14 protein-coding genes are annotated in these 15,990 nt (G+C 71.4%); 4 read left to right on the top strand and 10 right to left on the bottom strand.

Annotated elements, in window-relative coordinates; genetic code table 11:
- Nucleotides 1-24: 24 nt before the first annotated feature.
- Nucleotides 25-666 (bottom strand): hypothetical protein, encoded by a 642-nt coding sequence (locus ACIBCA_RS31950; RefSeq protein WP_396286554.1) that lies wholly within the window; start codon nucleotides 664-666, stop codon nucleotides 25-27.
- Nucleotides 667-935: 269 nt separating this feature from the next.
- Nucleotides 936-1,205, bottom strand: coding sequence for a 30S ribosomal protein S20 (rpsT, locus tag ACIBCA_RS31945; protein WP_396286553.1), 270 nt, complete (start codon nucleotides 1,203-1,205; stop codon nucleotides 936-938).
- A gap of 312 nt (nucleotides 1,206-1,517) precedes the next feature.
- On the opposite strand from rpsT, the gene lepA reads away from it, so the two are divergent.
- Nucleotides 1,518-3,386, top strand: a complete 1,869-nt coding sequence (gene lepA / locus ACIBCA_RS31940) for a translation elongation factor 4 (protein ID WP_396286552.1) — start codon at nucleotides 1,518-1,520, stop codon at nucleotides 3,384-3,386.
- 82 nt (nucleotides 3,387-3,468) lie between these two features.
- Here lepA and ACIBCA_RS31935 read toward each other — a convergent pair whose 3' ends face one another.
- From ACIBCA_RS31935 to ACIBCA_RS31920, 4 genes are all read right to left on the bottom strand, one after another.
- Nucleotides 3,469-4,551: an NAD(P)/FAD-dependent oxidoreductase gene (locus tag ACIBCA_RS31935; RefSeq protein ID WP_396286551.1), complete on the bottom strand. Its 1,083-nt coding sequence runs from the start codon at nucleotides 4,549-4,551 to the stop codon at nucleotides 3,469-3,471.
- Between the two features lie 88 nt (nucleotides 4,552-4,639).
- On the bottom strand, nucleotides 4,640-5,602 hold the full coding sequence (gene sigJ, locus ACIBCA_RS31930) for an RNA polymerase sigma factor SigJ (RefSeq protein ID WP_396286550.1): 963 nt from the start codon (nucleotides 5,600-5,602) through the stop codon (nucleotides 4,640-4,642).
- A gap of 118 nt (nucleotides 5,603-5,720) precedes the next feature.
- A complete protein-coding gene (locus ACIBCA_RS31925) occupies nucleotides 5,721-7,619 on the bottom strand; it encodes an ABC transporter ATP-binding protein (RefSeq protein WP_396286649.1) in 1,899 nt (632 codons plus the stop codon).
- 155 nt (nucleotides 7,620-7,774) lie between these two features.
- Nucleotides 7,775-9,508, bottom strand: a complete 1,734-nt coding sequence (locus ACIBCA_RS31920; protein WP_396286549.1) for an ABC transporter ATP-binding protein — start codon at nucleotides 9,506-9,508, stop codon at nucleotides 7,775-7,777.
- Between the two features lie 399 nt (nucleotides 9,509-9,907).
- Here ACIBCA_RS31920 and ACIBCA_RS31915 point away from each other — a divergent pair, with 399 nt between their 5' ends.
- Nucleotides 9,908-11,827 (top strand): AMP-dependent synthetase/ligase, encoded by a 1,920-nt coding sequence (locus tag ACIBCA_RS31915; RefSeq protein WP_396286548.1) that lies wholly within the window; start codon nucleotides 9,908-9,910, stop codon nucleotides 11,825-11,827.
- A gap of 59 nt (nucleotides 11,828-11,886) precedes the next feature.
- Nucleotides 11,887-13,116: a radical SAM family heme chaperone HemW gene (gene hemW / locus ACIBCA_RS31910; RefSeq protein ID WP_396286547.1), complete on the top strand. Its 1,230-nt coding sequence runs from the start codon at nucleotides 11,887-11,889 to the stop codon at nucleotides 13,114-13,116.
- Here hemW and ACIBCA_RS31905 read toward each other — a convergent pair.
- The 3 genes from ACIBCA_RS31905 to ACIBCA_RS31895 are packed head-to-tail and all read right to left on the bottom strand — an operon-like array spanning nucleotide 13,113 to nucleotide 14,626.
- Nucleotides 13,113-13,514 carry a PIN domain nuclease gene (locus tag ACIBCA_RS31905; RefSeq protein WP_396286546.1) on the bottom strand — a complete coding sequence of 134 codons (402 nt, stop codon included), beginning with the start codon at nucleotides 13,512-13,514 and terminating at the stop codon, nucleotides 13,113-13,115. The two genes, hemW and ACIBCA_RS31905, sit on opposite strands and share 4 nt — an antisense overlap.
- A complete protein-coding gene (locus ACIBCA_RS31900; protein WP_396286545.1) occupies nucleotides 13,511-13,744 on the bottom strand; it encodes a type II toxin-antitoxin system VapB family antitoxin in 234 nt (77 codons plus the stop codon). The genes ACIBCA_RS31905 and ACIBCA_RS31900 overlap by 4 nt, the downstream gene beginning before the upstream one ends.
- A gap of 57 nt (nucleotides 13,745-13,801) precedes the next feature.
- Nucleotides 13,802-14,626 (bottom strand): DUF3097 domain-containing protein, encoded by an 825-nt coding sequence (locus ACIBCA_RS31895; protein ID WP_396286544.1) that lies wholly within the window; start codon nucleotides 14,624-14,626, stop codon nucleotides 13,802-13,804.
- 72 nt (nucleotides 14,627-14,698) lie between these two features.
- On the opposite strand from ACIBCA_RS31895, the gene ACIBCA_RS31890 reads away from it, so the two are divergent.
- Nucleotides 14,699-15,424 (top strand): hypothetical protein, encoded by a 726-nt coding sequence (locus tag ACIBCA_RS31890; protein ID WP_396286543.1) that lies wholly within the window; start codon nucleotides 14,699-14,701, stop codon nucleotides 15,422-15,424.
- Here ACIBCA_RS31890 and ACIBCA_RS31885 read toward each other — a convergent pair.
- Complete coding sequence (locus ACIBCA_RS31885; RefSeq protein WP_396286542.1) at nucleotides 15,384-15,968, bottom strand: hypothetical protein; 585 nt, start codon at nucleotides 15,966-15,968, stop codon at nucleotides 15,384-15,386. The genes ACIBCA_RS31890 and ACIBCA_RS31885 overlap by 41 nt on opposite strands.
- Nucleotides 15,969-15,990: the final 22 nt, after the last annotated feature.

Genomic DNA, 15,990 nt, shown 5'->3' with positions numbered 1-15,990 from the left:
AGTCCGGGACGGGGATCCAGCGCGTCATGGGCAGGACTCCCCGAACTTCACGGCCTTGATCGTCACTGGCTGGCCGGTCAGGGCCGTGCCGGGCGCGGGGTCCTGGGTGCAGACCTGCCAGTTCGACTGCACGAGCACCATGCGGTTCTGCGGGGAGGCGTCCTTCACGCTGATCGAGGTCGAGCCGGGCAGTGAGTCCCGCGCGACGCTCACGGCCCTGCCCTTGAAGTCCGGCATGGTGCCGCCGGCCTTCGTGGGACCGCCGGCGCCCTGATCCTGTGCGGGGCAGGTCTCGTCCAGTTTCACGGCGCCGAGGTCGACCTTCGCGGTGGCGGCCTGCGCCCCGGGGGCGGGTGTCTGGGTGCAGACCTTCCAGTTGCGGTCGTCGATCTGGAGGCGGTCGCGGCCGAGCGCGTCGTGTGAGGTGAGGTTGTAGAAGCCGGCGGCCTGGGCGGTGTCCTGGGCGGTCTGCAGGCCCTTGCCGACGAGGTTGGGGAGCGTGCCGGTCTTCGCCGCCGGTGCGGCGGGCGGTGCCGCGGCGGTGGCCGGCGCTGTGGTGGCGCTTCCCGCGCTTCCCGCGCCGCTGGAGGTGGTGGCCGTCGGCTCGCAGGCGGCGAGGCTGACGACGGTGATCGCGGCGAGAAGCGCGAGAGCGGCGCGGTGCATGGAGGTCCCCTGAGGAGGCGGTGCTGGCTCTGGTGAAGGGACCGTATCGACGGATGCCGTAGTCGTGTGGCTGTTGTGGCCGTTCCGTGACGGAGGCGGAACGCGCACTGCCCGCCCGGTGTGTACCGGGCGGGCAGTGGGTGAAGCTGGTGCACCGCACCCGCGTGGCGAACGCAGGCCGCGTGCGGTGCGAGGTCTTGCGCGCCTCGGGGTTCGGGTAGAGGGCCGGAACCTCCCGGGGCGGGGTGGGGGCGGGGCCCCCGGGGGCGTCAGGCCGAGACGGCGGTGTTGACGCGCTTGGTGATGGCCGACTTCTTGTTGGCGGCCTGGTTGGCGTGGATGACGCCCTTGCTCACGGCCTTGTCGAGGGCCTTGGAGGCGGCGCGGGCCAGCACGGTGGCCTTCTCGGTCTCACCGGCGGCAGCGGCCTCGCGGGCCTTGCGCAGGGCGGTCTTCAGCGAGGACTTGACGGCCTTGTTGCGCAGGCGCGCCTTCTCGTTGGTCTTGTTGCGCTTGATCTGGGACTTGATGTTCGCCACGAAGGAGCCTCAGTCTGTGTAAAGGGTGCTGGGGGTCCCCCCGGCCGAAGGCTGGGGGAGGGTTCGCACCGTGCGGCCGCCGGTCGTGCTGAGAGGGCATGCCGGGGCCAGGTGCAGCTGACCACGCTACCAGGGGGCCGCCGCCCGCCCCAAACCGGCCGCGGGGGAGCTCCCGGACGGCCCCCCGGCCCGCAGTCGTGGGAGGATGGGAGGAACTCTTTCGATCGGACGAGACCGTCCGGTCCCCGGGTGAGCCGGTCAGCGATGATCCGGCCCCCGGCCCCGGACGGACCAACGGAGAATCGGACCAAGGTGCCCGCGACCCCCAGCAATGTGCCAGAGCCCAGCCGTACCGACCCGGCGCTGATCCGCAACTTCTGCATCATCGCCCACATCGACCACGGCAAGTCGACGCTCGCAGACCGGATGCTGCAGATCACCGGCGTCGTCGACCCCCGGCAGATGCGCGCCCAGTACCTCGACCGCATGGACATCGAGCGCGAGCGCGGCATCACCATCAAGTCGCAGGCGGTCCGCCTCCCGTGGGCCCCGAAGACGGGGCCGGGCGCCGGTACGACGCACATCCTCAACATGATCGACACCCCGGGTCACGTGGACTTCACGTACGAGGTGTCCCGTTCCCTGGCGGCCTGCGAGGGCACCATCCTGGTGGTCGACGCGGCCCAGGGCATCGAGGCGCAGACCCTCGCCAACCTGTACCTGGCGCTGGAGAACGACCTCACGATCGTCCCGGTGCTCAACAAGATCGACCTCCCGGCCGCCCAGCCGGAGAAGTACGCCGCGGAGATCGCCCACATCATCGGCTGCGACCCCTCGGACGTGCTCCAGGTCAGCGCCAAGACGGGCCTGGGCGTCGAGGACCTGCTCGACCACATCGTCAACACCGTCCCGGCCCCGGTCGGCGTCAAGGACGCCCCGGCCCGCGCGATGATCTTCGACTCGGTGTACGACTCCTACCGCGGCGTGGTCACCTACGTCCGTGTCGTGGACGGCCAGCTGACCAAGCGCGAGCGCATCGCGATGATGTCCACCGGCGCCACCCACGAGTTGCTGGAGATCGGCGTCATCTCGCCCGAGCCGAAGGTCGCGGACGGCCTGGGCGTCGGCGAGGTGGGCTACATCATCACCGGTGTGAAGGACGTCCGGCAGTCCAAGGTCGGTGACACGATCACCTCGATGCACAAGGGCGCCACCGAGGCGCTGGGCGGCTACAAGGACCCGCGTCCGATGGTGTTCTCCGGCCTGTACCCGCTGGACGGCTCGGACTACCCGCTGCTGCGCGACGCCCTGGACAAGCTGCGCCTGAACGACGCCGCCCTGGTGTACGAGCCGGAGACCTCGGTCGCCCTCGGCTTCGGCTACCGCGTCGGCTTCCTCGGCCTGCTGCACCTGGAGATCATCCGGGAGCGCCTGGAGCGCGAGTTCAACCTCGACCTGATCTCCACCGCCCCGAACGTGGTCTACCGGGTGGTCATGGAGGACGGCACCGAGCACACCGTCACCAACCCGAGCGAGTTCCCCACCGGCAAGATCGCCGAGGTGTACGAGCCGATCGTGCGCGGCACCATCCTGGCGCCCAACGAGTTCGTCGGCGCGATCATGGAGCTGTGCCAGTCCCGCCGCGGCAACCTCCAGGGCATGGACTACCTGTCCGAGGACCGCGTCGAGCTGCGCTACACCCTGCCGCTCGCCGAGATCGTCTTCGACTTCTTCGACCAGCTGAAGTCCAAGACCCGCGGCTACGCCTCGCTCGACTACGAGCCCATCGGCGAGCAGACCGCCGCCCTGGTCAAGGTCGACATCCTGCTGCACGGCGACCCGGTGGACGCCTTCTCCGCGATCGTGCACAAGGACAAGGCGTACGGCTACGGCGTGATGATGGCCGGCAAGCTGCAGAAGCTCATCCCGCGCCAGCAGTTCGAGGTGCCGATCCAGGCCGCGATCGGCTCCCGGGTGATCGCCCGCGAGACCGTCCGCGCGATCCGCAAGGACGTCCTCGCCAAGTGCTACGGCGGTGACATCTCGCGTAAGCGCAAGCTGCTGGAGAAGCAGAAGGAAGGCAAGAAGCGGATGAAGATGGTCGGCAGCGTGGAGGTTCCGCAGGAAGCCTTCATCGCCGCGCTGTCCACGGACGCCGAGTCGCCGAAGGACAAGAAGTAGAGAAGGACCCGCGAAGGGCCCTGGGAGGACACAATCCTCCCAGGGCCCTTTCGGCTACGTGAGCGTGCTTACTTGAGCGCGCTTACCTGAGCGCGCTGAGGACGCCGCCGACGATCCCGGCCTTGACCAGCCGCCCCGCGGTGCCGGTGAGGACGGTGGGCTTCATCGAGTCGTCCGCGTGGACGAGCTGGAGCAGCCCGTCCCGCCGGCCGAGGCTCAGGCACTGCGCGGTGTACCTGAACGAGAACGGCTTCGAGGTGCGCCCGGCGAGCAGCCTGCCGACGTACCGGCCCTGCGGCAGGGCGGTGGCGCAGCCCATCCGCAGGGTGCCGACGCCGGGGACGGTGACGGCGGCGGCGTCGCCGATCACGTGGACGTCGGGGTGCGAGAGCGAGCGCAGGTGGTCGTCGACCAGGGCGCGGCCGCGCTCGTCCACGGCGAGTCCGGCTTCGGCGGCCAGCGGGTGCGGCTCCATCGAGGCGGCCCACACGGTGAGGTCGGCCTCGACCGGCCCGGCGGTGGTGCGCAGCCCGCCCGGGGCGACCTCGGTGACGGTGGCGTTCTCGTGGACGGCGACGCCGAGGCGGTCGAGGACGCGACGGATGTGGGCGCGGCCCTTGGGCGAGTAGATCCCGCCGACCTGCCCGGCGGCGACGATCCGCACCGTCCAGCCGGGGTGGGCCTCGGCGAGTTCGGTGGCGAGCTCGATGCCGGTGGCGCCGCCGCCGACGACGGCCAGGGTGCCGGGGCGGTCGGCCTCGCGGATGAGGCGCCGCACCTCGGCGGCGCGCTCCACGGGGTGGGCGTGCTCGACGGCGCCGGGGACGCCGTGCCAGGCGGTGCGGCTGCCGAGGGCGTGGACGAGGGTGTCGTAGCCGAGGGTGGTGCCGTCGTCCAGGCGGACCTTGTGCCCGTCCGGGTCGATCTCGACGGCCCGGGCGCGGCGGTGCTCGATCCGGCGGCCGCGGGCGAGGTCGCCGAGGGCGGGCCAGTCGCGGCCGCGGCCGGCGGCGGTCTCGTGCTGGCGGATGCGGTGCAGGAGCCGCTCCTCGGGGGCGACCAGGGTGACGGTGCGGTGCCGTCCGGCGCCCTTGGCCGCGCTGAGTCCGGCGTACCCGGCGCCCAGTACGACGATCCGCTTGCCGGTGGTGGTGCTGCTGCTCATCTCGTCCGCCTCCTCGCGAGGTCGCTCCGGTGGAGCGCTGTTCGGGAGGGGGACGACGCGGCCGCCGGGGATGTGACGGTGACCCGCGTCACACACCCGGGACGGGGTCGATCCGGGTGAGCTTCTCGGGGTTGGCCACGACGTAGGCCGCGGCGATCCGCCCGTCGGCCAGGGCGAAGGCCACCACGCCGACGACGGTGCCGGTGGCCTTCTCGTACCAGACCATGCCCGGTTCGCCGTTGACGGTCGCGAAGCGGATCCCGTACTCGGGGGTGAACCACTTGCCCACCGAGCCGGCCACCAGGCGGGCCACCTTCTCGGCGCCGTGGACGGGACGGGCGGCGGCGCGGACGATGCCGCCGCCGTCGGCGTGCCAGACCACGTCCGGGTCGAGGATCTCCATCAGGCCCAGGATGTCGCCCCGGGTGCTGGCGGCGACGAAGGCTTCCACGGCCCGGCGGTGCTCGGCCGGGTCGGTGCCGGGGTGCCGGGCACCGTCCCTGACCCGGCGGCGGGCGCGGGAGGCGAGCTGGCGGGTGGCGTCGGGGGTGCGGTCCAGGGAGGTGGCGATGTCCTCGAAGCCGACGGCGAAGACGTCGTGCAGGACGAAGGCGGCCCGTTCGGCCGGGGTGAGCTGTTCGAGGACGGCGAGCAGGGCGAGGGAGACGGACTCGCCGCGTTCGGCCAGCTCGTCGGGGGCGGCGGGGGCGCTCGCGTAGGAGACGGACGGCTCGGGCAGCCACTCGCCGTAGTACGCCTCGCGGCGGGCCCGGGCGGAGCCGAGCTGGTCGTAGCAGAGCCGGGTGACCACGGTGGCGAGGTAGGCGCGCGGGTCGTCGACGGCGGTGCGGTCGGCGGCCTGCCAGCGCAGCCAGGCGTCCTGGAGGACGTCCTCGGCGTCGGCGAAGGAGCCGAGCAGCCGGTAGGCGATGGAGCCCAGGTAGCGGCGGTTGCTCTCGAACGCGTCGGAGCCGGAGGAGCCGGAGCCGGAGGAGCCGGAGCCGGAGGAGCCGGAGCCGGAGGGGCCGGGGGCGCTGGGCTGGGCGGTCACGGGGCCACGGTAGCGAAGGGGGCCGTCCGCTGAGAAGCACCGCCGGGAACCGCGAAGGGCCGGGCGGGGACTCCTGGAATCCAAGGAGTCCCCGCCCGGCCCTTCGATCGAGGGGGCGTCAGTCGACCTCGGCCACGGCCTCCGCGAACTGCGCCTGGTAGAGCCGCGCGTAGGCCCCGTCGGCGGCGATCAGCTCGTCGTGGGTGCCCTGCTCGACGATCGAGCCGTTCTCCATCACCAGGATCACGTCCGCGTCCCGGATGGTGGAGAGGCGGTGCGCGATCACGAAGCTGGTCCGCCCGGTGCGCAGCCGGGCCATGGCCCGCTGGATCAGCACCTCGGTCCGGGTGTCGACGGAGCTGGTCGCCTCGTCCAGCACCAGGATGGACGGCTGGGCGAGGAACGCCCGGGCGATGGTGATCAGCTGCTTCTCGCCGGCGCTGACGCCGGTGCCCTCGTCGTCGATGACGGTGTCGTAGCCGTCGGGCAGGGTCCGGACGAACCGGTCGACGTGGGCGGCCTTGGCGGCCTCGACGACCTGCTCGCGGGTGGCGCCCGAGGCCCCGTACGCGATGTTGTCGGCGATGCTGCCGCCGAACAGCCAGGTGTCCTGGAGGACCATGCCGATGCCCGAGCGCAGCTCCTCGCGGGACATCGCGGCGATGTCGACCCCGTCGAGGGTGATCCGCCCGTCGCTGACCTCGTAGAAGCGCATCAGCAGGTTGACCAGGGTGGTCTTGCCGGCGCCGGTGGGGCCGACGATGGCGACGGTCTGGCCGGGCTCGACCTTGAGGGAGAGGTCCTCGATGAGGGGCTTGTTCGCCTCGTAGCGGAACGAGACGTCCTGGAAGGCGACCCGCCCGCGCACCGTGTCGGGCCGCTCGGGCATGGCCGGTTCGGGGGTCTGCTCGGGGGCGTCGAGCAGTTCGAAGACCCGCTCGGCGGAGGCGACGCCGGACTGCACCAGGTTGGCCATGCTGGCGACCTGGGTCAGCGGCTGGCTGAACTGCCGCGAGTACTGGATGAACGCCTGCACGTCGCCGATGGACAGCGCGCCGCTCGCCACCCGCAGGCCGCCGACCACCGCGACCAGCACGTACTGCAGGTTGCCGATCAGCATCATCGCGGGCTGGATGATCCCGGAGATGAACTGGGCCCGGAAGCTGGACTGGAACAGGGCCTCGTTGTGCTCGGCGAAGGTCTGGGCGGCCTCCTTCTGCCGTCCGAAGACCTTGACCAGGGTGTGCCCGGTGTACATCTCCTCGATGTGCGCGTTGAGCTTGCCGGTGGACGACCACTGCCGGACGAACTGCGGCTGCGCCCGCTTGCCGACCTTGGCGGCCACGACCACCGACACCGGCACGGTGACCAGGGCGATGACGGCCAGCAGCGGGGAGATCCAGAACATCATCGCGAGCACGCCGACGACGGTCAGCAGCGAGTTGACGACCTGTCCCATGGTCTGCTGCATGGACTGGCCGATGTTGTCGATGTCGTTGGTGACCCGGCTCAGCACCTCGCCGCGCGGCTGCTGGTCGAAGTAACTCAGCGGCAGCCGGGCGAGTTTGGCCTCGACGTCCTGGCGCAGCCGGAAGGCCGCGCGCTGGATGGCGGTGGTGGCCAGACGCCCCTGGACGATGCCGAACACGGCGGAGGCGACGTAGATCGCCAGCACCCACAGCAGCACGCCGCCGATGGCGCCGAAGTCCATGCCGTGGCCGGGGGTGAAGTCGACGGCGGAGAGCAGGTCGGCGACACCGCCGTCGCCGTGGGCGCGCAGCCCGGCGACGGCCTGCTCCTTGGTGATGCCCGGGTCGAAGCGTTCGCCGACGACGCCGGCGAAGATCAGGTCGGTGGCGTCGCCGAGGACCTTGGGGCCGGTGACGGCGCAGCCGATGCTGAGCACGCCCAGGCCCAGCACGCCGGAGAGCAGGGCGCGTTCGGGGCGCAGCAGGCCGAGGACGCGCTTGCCGGAGCCCTTGAAGTCCATGGACTTCTCGGTGCCCTGGCCGCCCATGAACCGGCCGGGCCCGGCGGGGCCTCTGCGGGCGGCGGCGGCCTGCGAGTCGCTGGGAACGTCGGCGCCGTCCTTGCCGGGGGCGCCGTCCTCGGGGAGGCCGCCGCCCTTGCCGGGGCCGCCGTTCCTGTCGGGGCCGCTCTTCTTCGGGGTGGTCACGCCGCCTCCTGCTCGGTGAGCTGGGAGAGCACGATCTCCCGGTACGTCGGGTTGTCGGCCATGAGTTCGCGGTGGGTGCCGGTGCCGACGACGGCGCCCTCGTCGAGGACGATGATCCGGTCGGCGTCGCGGATGGTGGAGACGCGCTGGGCGACGATCAGGACGGCCGCCTCGGAGGTCTCCCGGGCGAGGGCCTTGCGGAGCCTGGCGTCGGTGGCGTAGTCGAGGGCGGAGAAGGAGTCGTCGAAGAGGTAGACGTCGGGCTTGCGCACCAGGGCGCGGGCGATGGCCAGGCGCTGGCGCTGGCCGCCGGAGACGTTGCTGCCGCCCTGGGCGATGGGGGCGTCCAGGCCCTCGGGGAGCTTCTCGACGAAGTCCTTGGCCTGGGCGACCTCCAGCGCGTGCCAGAGCTCCTCGTCGGTGGCGTCGGGCTTGCCGTAGCGCAGGTTCCCGGCGATGGTCCCGGTGAACAGGTACGGCTTCTGCGGGACGAGGCCGACGGTCTCGGCGATGGCCTCGGGGGAGAGCTCGCGCACGTCCACCCCGCCGAGCAGGACCTGCCCGGAGGTGGCGTCGAAGAGCCGGGGTACGAGGCCGAGCAGGGTGGACTTGCCGCTGCCGGTGGAGCCGATGACGGCGGTGGTCTCGCCCGGGCGGGCGGTGAGCTCGATGCCGCGCAGGACGGGCGCCTCGGCGCCGGGGTAGCGGAAGTCGACGTCGCGCAGCTGCAGGCTGCCGTGGGTCAGCACCTCGGTGATCGGCGCGCTGGGCGGCACCACGCTGGAGGAGGTGGACAGGACCTCCTCGATGCGCTCGGCGCAGACCTCGGCGCGCGGCACCATCATGAACATGAAGGTGGCCATCATGACGCTCATCAGGATCTGCATCAGGTAGGAGAGGAAGGCGGTCAGCGCGCCGATCTCCATGTCGTGGCTGTCGATGCGCATCGCGCCGAACCAGAGCACGGCGACGCTGGAGACGTTCACGACCAGCATCACGGCCGGGAACATGATGGACATCAGCCGCCCGACCTGGAGGGCGGTGTCGGTGAAGTCCTTGTTGGAGCGGGCGAAGCGGTCCTGCTCGTGGCCGTCCTTGACGAAGGCGCGGATGACGCGGATGCCGGTGATCTGCTCGCGCAGCACCCGGTTGATGGTGTCGATCTTCTCCTGCATGCTGCGGAACTTGGGGCGCAGAGAGCGCACCAGCAGCAGGACGACGGTGCCCAGCACCGGGATGACGGCCAGCAGCAGGCCGGACAGCGGGACGTCCTGGTTGAGGGCCATGATGATGCCGCCGACGCACATGATCGGCGCGGCCACCATGAGCGTGAAGCTCATCAGGGCCAGCATCTGGACCTGCTGGACGTCGTTGGTGGTGCGGGTGATCAGCGAGGGCGCGCCGAACTGGCCGGTCTCGCGGGAGGAGAAGCTCTGCACCCGGTCGAAGACGGCGGCGCGCAGGTCGCGGCCGAAGGCCATGGCGGTGTGGGCGCCGTAGTAGACGGCGCCGATGGAGCAGAGCGCCTGGATGACGGTCACGCCGATCATCACGGCGCCGACGCGCACGATGTAGCCGGTGTCGCCCTTGACCACGCCGCTGTCGATGATGTCGGCGTTGAGCGTCGGCAGGTACAGCGCCGCGAGGGTCGAGATCAGCTGGAGCAGCACCAGCAGGGTGATCGGTCGGGAATAGGGGCGCAGGTACGCCCTGAGCAGTCTGATCAGCACTGGCACACTCTTGTCGTCGGCGGGTGGGGTTCGCATCCCAATTCTCGTGCCTCGATGGGCTCGTACGGGTGATTCGCAGGATCAGCCCGTGAGTTTGCCAGGGCTTTGCCGTACTCTCCCTCCCTTCTCGCCCTCGCGGCGCCCTCACGGTGTCCTCGCAGCGTCCTCCCGGGGCCTTCCCGGGGCCGTCGCGGCCCCGGGGCACCGAGGTCACGGTGCGGTGCCGCCTGGGGCCGCCCCCTTACGGAATGACCGGTTTCCCCCTAGGCTGCTGGTTGCCCCCTTGTTACCGGCCGGTACCGCGCCGGTGTCACGCCGGTTTCGGGCGGGGCCGGCGACCGCCCCCACGGCGCCAACCCTCCATTCCCTCGAACGGCCACCCGCCCCCGGAGGTCCTCGTTGAGTTCCGCGCAGTCCCTGATCGGCTCCGGCAACACCGACATCGTCGCCCAGCGCCCCGCCTCCGTCGCCCACCTGTTCCTGGACCGCGTCGCGGCCACCCCGAACGGTGAGGCATACCGCTACCCCGCGCCGGTCGACGAGCAGGCCGCGGACGGCGCCCCCGGGGCGGAGCAGTGGCGCTCGGTGACCTGGGCGCAGACCGCCGAACAGGTCTACGCGGTGGCCGCCGGCCTGCTGTCCCTGGGCATCGCCCCGGAGGACCGGGTCGCCCTGACCTCCTCCACCCGGCTGGAGTGGATCGTCGCGGACCTGGGCAACATGTGCGCCGGAGCGGCCACCACCGCCATCTACCCGAGCACCAACGCCGACGAGTCGGCCTACATCCTCTCCGACTCCGGCTCCCGGGCCCTGTTCGTCGAGAACCCCGCCCAGCTCGCCAAGGTCGTCGGCGAACTCGCCCAGCTGCCCGAGCTGCGCACCGCCGTCCTCTTCGACGGCGAGGTGCCCGAGGAGACCGGCACCCTGCGGGTGCTCACCTTCGCCGAGCTGAAGCGCCTCGGCGCCGAGTACCTGAGCGAGCACCCCGACGCCATCGAGAAGGCCGTCGCGGCCCTCGACAAGGAGCAGCTCGCCACCCTCATCTACACCTCCGGCACCACCGGCCGCCCCAAGGGCGTGCGCCTGGTCCACGACTGCTGGGCCTACCAGGGCCGCGCCCAGGAGCAGAGCGGGCTGCTGCGCGACGACGACGTGCAGTTCATGTGGCTGCCGCTCTCCCACGTCTTCGGCAAGAGCCTCATCTGCGGCCAGATCGCCACCGGCCACGTCATGGCCGTGGACGGCCGGGTCGACCGGATCATCCACAACCTGCCCGTCGTGCGGCCCACCATGATGGCCTCCGCCCCGCGCATCTTCGAGAAGGTCTACAACGGCATCGCCGGCAAGGCCCGGGCCGAGGGCGGCGCCAAGTACAAGATCTTCATGTGGGCGGCCCGCGTCGCCCGCGAGTACGCCAAGGCCACCCAGGCCAGCCGGGTCGCCACCGGCCACGACGCCGCGCCGCTGGGCCTGCGGGTGCAGCACGCCGTCGCCGACAAGCTCGTCTACGGCAAGATCCGCGCCGCGTTCGGCGGCCGGATGCGCGGCTCCGTCTCCGGCAGCGCCGCCCTCGCCCCCGAGATCGGCTACTTCTTCGCCGGCGTCGGCGCGCCCGTCCTGGAGGGCTACGGCCTGACCGAGAGCTCGGCGGGCATCTGCGTCAACCACGCCGACGACGTGCGCATCGGCAGCGTCGGCACCGTCCTGCCCGGCAGCGAGGTCCGCATCGCCGAGGACGGCGAGATCCTGCTGCGCGGCCCCGGCGTGATGCGCGGCTACCACAACCTGCCCGAGAAGACCGCCGAGGTGCTGGAGGCCGACGGCTGGTTCCACACCGAGGACATCGGCGAGCTCACGGCCGACGGCTTCCTGCGGATCACCGACCGCAAGAAGGACCTGTTCAAGACCTCCGGCGGCAAGTACGTCGCGCCCAGCGAGGTCGAGGGCAAGTTCAAGGCGATCTGCCCGTTCGTCAGCAACATCCTGGTGATCGGCAACGGCCGCAACTACGTCACCGCGCTGATCGGCCTCGACGAGTCCGTGATCATGCCCTGGGCCGCCGAGCACGGCCTCGCCGGCAAGTCCTACGCCGAGGTCACCGCCGACCCGTCCGTCCAGAAGCTGATCGACGGCTTCGTGCGCACCCTCAACGGCGACCTCCAGCGCTGGCAGACGATCAAGAGGTTCCACCTGCTGCCGCGCGACCTCGACATCGAGCACGGCGAGCTCACCCCCAGCCTGAAGATCAAGCGGCCGGTGGTCGAGAAGGTCTACGCGGACGCCGTCACCGCGATGTACGCGGGCGCCAACGAAGCCTGAGCCCAGGCTCCCCGTACGGCCCGGCCGGGATCGGTCGGGCCGTACGGGACAATGGGGTCATGCCCTCCGCACTCCCCGACGGCGACCCGGTGCCGTCCGACGGTTCCCTGCCCGCGCACGCCCTCACCGGGCTGGGCTCGCGGCCGTTCGGCTTCTACCTGCACGTGCCCTACTGCGCCAGCCGCTGCGGCTACTGCGACTTCAACACCTACACCGCCACCGAGCTGCGCTCCTCCGGCGCCGTCGCCTCCCAGGAGACGTACGCGGACAACGTCGTCGCGGAGATCCGCCTCGCCCGGCGCGTGCTGGGGGAGACCGACCTGCCCGTCGAGACGGTCTTCCTCGGCGGCGGCACCCCCACCCTGCTGCCCGCCCGGGACCTGGTGAAGATGCTCGCCGCCATCCGCGACGAGTTCGGGCTCGCGGAGGGCGCCGAGGTCACCACCGAGGCCAACCCGGAATCCGTCGACCCCGCCTACCTCGCCGAACTGCGCGAGGGCGGCTACACCCGGATCTCCTTCGGCATGCAGAGCGCCCGCCCCCACGTGCTCCAGCTGCTCGACCGCCACCACACCCCCGGCCGCCCCGAAGCCTGCGTCGCCGAGGCCCGCGCGGCCGGCTTCGACCACGTCAACCTCGACCTCATCTACGGCACCCCCGGCGAGAGCGACGACGACTGGCGCGCCTCCCTCGACGCCGCGATCGGCGCCGGACCCGACCACGTCTCCGCGTACTCCCTCATCGTCGAGGACGGCACCCGCCTCGCCGCCCGCGTCAAGCGCGGCGAACTGCCGATGATCGACGACGACGTCCACGCCGACCGCTACCTCATCGCCGAAGAGGCCCTCACCGCTGCCGGCTACTCCTGGTACGAGGTCTCCAACTGGGCCACCACCCCCGAGGGCCGCTGCCGCCACAACGAGCTCTACTGGACCGGCGCCGACTGGTGGGGCGCCGGCCCCGGCGCCCACAGCCACATCGGCGGCGTCCGCTGGTGGAACGCCAAACACCCCGCCGCCTACGCCCAGTCCCTGGGCGACGGCCGCACCCCCGCCCAGGCCCGCGAGGTCCTCACGGACGAGGACCGCCGCGTGGAGCGCATCCTCCTCGAACTCCGCCTCGAACAGGGCATCCCCCTGGCCCTGCTCACCCCCACCGGCCTCAAAGCCGCCGCCCGCCACCGGGCCGACGGCCTCCTGGCACCGGACTCCTACGAGCGCGGCCACGCCACCCTCACCCTCCAGGGGCGGCTGTTGGCAGACGCAGTAGTGCGGGATCTGGTGGACTAGCAGATCCGGCGGACCGGTTGGCCGGTGAGCCCGGCGATGGTTTCGAAATCGGCGTCCTGGTGCAGCACGGTCAGCTTGTGCTGTGCGGCAGTGACCGCCACGAGGAGGTCGACCGGGCTGGCGCACTGGTGCCGACTCGACTGTGCCAGCCGGTCCTGGAGCTCGGCGGCCTCCTGCCAGGCGCTGTCCCTCAGGTGTTGGTAGGGGAACAGCTCCCGCAGCAGGCCGACCGCCTCGAAGTAGGCGGTCCGGCCGCCGACCGCCCGCAGGTACTCCTGCCGGACCGGCTCGCACAGCAGGACCAGTCCAGCGGTTACCGCTTCGTCCCAGGCCGATCCGGTCTGGCCGCGCATCAGCCGCACCAGCGCACTGGTGTCGATCAGGAACTCCTCGCTCACGCGGCCGGCCTCGCGGCCTTGCCGGGCTCATCCGGGTAGCCGATGACGGAGAAGTCGATCGCGCCTTCGGCCACCATCTCGCGCATTCGGGCGAGCGCGGCCGCGCGGCGTCTGCGGTCCGCTATCTCCCGGAGCGCGGCGTTGACGGTGTCCTTCTTGGTGGTGGTGCCGAGATAGCGGGCTGCATCGGCGAGCGCTTCGTCGTCGAGATCGATCACAGTGCGGGACATCGGACCTCCCAGGGTGGCGTATATCTGTTTCCAGAATAGGATATACGCGCCGTGGAGTCAGTCCGGGAGGGCCGTGAAGTCGATCAATTCCTCTACTCTCCCCAGGAGTTCGGGCTCCAGGTCCTTGTAGGAGTTCACCTTCGACAGGATGTGCTTCCACGCCGCCGGGGTGTCCACGGGCCAGCCGAGGCGGCGGCAGGTGCCTTCCTTCCAGTCCTCTCCTCGCGGCACCGCCGGCCAGGCGGGGATTCCCACGCTCGACGGCTTCACGGCCTGCCAGATGTCGATGTAGGGGTGGCCGACGACCAGCACCGAGTCGCCGGTGACCTGGTTGGCGATGCGGTGCTCCTTCGTGCCAGGGAGCAGGTGGTCGACGAGGACGCCGAGGCGGCGTTCCGGGCCGGGGGAGAACTCGGCGACGATGGCGGGCAGGTCGTCGATGCCCTGGAGGTATTCGACGACGACGCCCTCGATGCGGAGGTCGTCGCCCCAGACGCGTTCGACGAGTTCCGCGTCGTGCCGGCCCTCCACGTAGATGCGGGACTCGCGGGCGACGCGGGCGCGGGCGCCGGGGACGGCGAGGGAGCCGGAGGCCGTACGGGCGGGGGCCGAAGGGGCGGCGGCTACCGGGCGCACCAGGGTGACGACGCGGCCCTCCAGGAGGAAGCCGCGCGCCACCATCGGGAACACCCGGTGCTTGCCGAAGCGGTCCTCCAGAGTGACGGTGAACCCCTCCGCCGTCTTCTCGCAGCGCACCACCGCCCCGCAGAAGCCGGTGGCCGCCTCCTCCACCACCAGGTCCCGCTCGGCGGGCACCTCAGGGGCGGGGGCCTGGTTCTTCCACGGCGGGGTGAGGTCTGGTCCGTACTGGCGGCTGCGCATGGGCGCGAGTCTACGGACGGTCAGCCGTGTGGGAGAGTACGGGCGATCATGAGTCCTGGGGGTGGGGGATCGGTGCGCGGACGTCACGGCGCGGTGGTGGGGATCGTTCTGGCGGTGCTCGGAGCGTCGGCCTGTACGGCCGAGAAGGCCGAGAGGCCGAAGGAGGCATCTCGGGCGCCTGCGCCGAAGAGCCTGCGCGAGGGTTTGCTGACCCAGGACGGGCTGCCCGAGGGGTTCAAGCTGGGCCGGGTGCTGGTCGACCCGACGTCGACCGCCGCCGCGGGCACGCCCACCGCCATCGCCGACCTGCGGTGCGACGAGCTCGAGGTCGACGAGTTCGTGACTACGCACGCCCCGCCTGTGGAGTACGTGGCGGCGGACCTGGAACGGACATCTGCCGACGCCGAGGACATGGGCTGGTTCGGCCGGGAGTCGCTCGACCGTTACGCGCCCGGCCGGGCGGCCGAGGTGATGGATGCCATCCGCGCAACCGCGCAGCGCTGCGGCTCCTACCTGACCACGTTCACGGACGGCACGAAGGTCCAGGAGACCGCCTCCGTCGCACCGGCCGGGGTGCCGGCCGACGACAGCTTCCTGATCCACTTCACGTCGACCTTCCCCGGCGACTCGAAGCCGTTCGAGGAGGTCAGCGGCTTCGCCCGCCTGGGCGATGTGGTCCTCGTGGTGAAGCAGGCGCCCGACCAGAAGCCGCCCACGGACTCGCAGAAGGTCCTCGCCGCCGCCGTCAAGGCGTACGTCACAGCCCCGGCGCGCCCCACAGCGGGAACCACCGGCTGAGGTCCTTCTCCAGCCGCAGGTCGTTGCCGAGCATCGCGTTGATCTGGAGCTCCAGCGGGCTGTTGCGCCGTTCCCCGCCGCCGGGCATCGGCGCGAACGGGTAGAAGGTGCCGCGCTTGTAGAGGTAGACCAGGGCCAGCGACTGCCCCTCGGCGTTGCGGAAGCCCACGAGGGAGCAGAGCAGCTGCGGGCCGAAACCGTTGGCCTCCAGCTCGCTGTTGACGGCGTGCAGGTCGTTGACCAGCTCGGGGAGTTCCTCGGGCTTGTGGCTCGCCAGCAGCCAGGAGTAGCCGTAGCCGTCCTTGGACGCCTCCACGGGAACCCCACCCCGCTCGGTGTCGGCGTCGAGCAGCGCCCGGACCTGTTGTTCGACCTGGACGAAGGCCGCGCCCTCGACGGCGGCGAAGCAGACGGAGCCGAGCCCCGTGGGCAGGAACCCGGCGCCGGCCTCCAGGGTGAGGGCGGCGGAGGGGACGCCGAAGAGCTGGTCGAGGTCGGGTTTGACGGGCTTGGTGCGGCCGAACAGGGTGTCCAGGAATCCCACGACGGTCCTTTCCGGGTCGAGA

The organism is Kitasatospora sp. NPDC051170, from assembly GCF_044455705.1.
GTDB lineage: Bacteria > Actinomycetota > Actinomycetes > Streptomycetales > Streptomycetaceae > Kitasatospora.
The sequence above is the reverse complement of the archived record's forward strand: the minus strand, read 5'-3'. Positions and strand labels throughout refer to the sequence as shown.

Bases quoted from the DNA above. Each gene is read 5' to 3' on its own strand.
- ACIBCA_RS31950 (WP_396286554.1), bottom strand. From the start codon at position 666: ATGCACCGCGCCGCTCTCGCGCTTCTCGCCGCGATCACCGTCGTCAGC.
- ACIBCA_RS31935 (WP_396286551.1), bottom strand. From the start codon at position 4,551: ATGAGCAGCAGCACCACCACCGGCAAGCGGATCGTCGTACTGGGCGCC.
- ACIBCA_RS31925 (WP_396286649.1), bottom strand. From the start codon at position 7,619: ATGGGCGGCCAGGGCACCGAGAAGTCCATGGACTTCAAGGGCTCCGGC.
- hemW (WP_396286547.1), top strand. From the start codon at position 11,887: ATGCCCTCCGCACTCCCCGACGGCGACCCGGTGCCGTCCGACGGTTCC.
- ACIBCA_RS31900 (WP_396286545.1), bottom strand. From the start codon at position 13,744: ATGTCCCGCACTGTGATCGATCTCGACGACGAAGCGCTCGCCGATGCA.
- ACIBCA_RS31895 (WP_396286544.1), bottom strand. From the start codon at position 14,626: ATGCGCAGCCGCCAGTACGGACCAGACCTCACCCCGCCGTGGAAGAAC.